The organism is Streptomyces diastatochromogenes, from assembly GCF_002242805.1.
Classification (GTDB): Bacteria; Actinomycetota; Actinomycetes; order Streptomycetales; family Streptomycetaceae; genus Streptomyces; species Streptomyces diastatochromogenes.
This window is the reverse complement of the sequence record NZ_MCGQ01000162.1, coordinates 1-482: the sequence shown is the minus strand read 5'-3', so window position 1 is coordinate 482 and position 482 is coordinate 1. Positions and strand designations below refer to the sequence as shown.

Here is a 482-nt window from a genome sequence, read left to right as displayed (position 1 = left end):
GCCCGGCATCTGGTCGAGGTGCACGGGGTGCGGGAGCTGGTGCTGGTGAGCCGGCGCGGTCCGGACGCCCCCGGAGCCGCTGAACTCCTCGACGAGCTTGCCGATTTGGGGGCGTCGGTGCGTGTCGAGGCCTGTGACGTGGCCGATCGGGAGCAGGTGGCCGCGTTGGTGGGTCGGGTCGGTGACCGGCTGTCGGCCGTGGTGCACACGGCTGGTGTGCTGGACGACGCGACGGTGGAGGGGTTGACGGGGGAGCGGTTGGAGTCGGTGCTGCGGCCGAAGGCGGACGCCGCCTGGCACCTCCACGACCTCACCCGGGACCTGGATCTGAGCGCGTTCGTCCTGTTCTCCTCGGTCTCCGGTCTGCTCGGTACGGCCGGACAGGGCAACTATGCGGCGGGCAACGCCTTCCTGGACGCCCTCGCCGCCCACCGGCGCGCCCAGGGTCTGCCCGCGCTGTCCCTCGCCTGGGGCCTGTGGGA

The 482-nt window shown here is 72.6% G+C and carries 1 protein-coding gene; it reads left to right on the top strand.

The genetic code is table 11. The features are described 5' to 3' along the window. Positions 1-482: SDR family NAD(P)-dependent oxidoreductase (locus tag BEK98_RS47320; RefSeq protein ID WP_143684297.1), on the top strand; the 482-nt coding region annotated here is incomplete at both ends.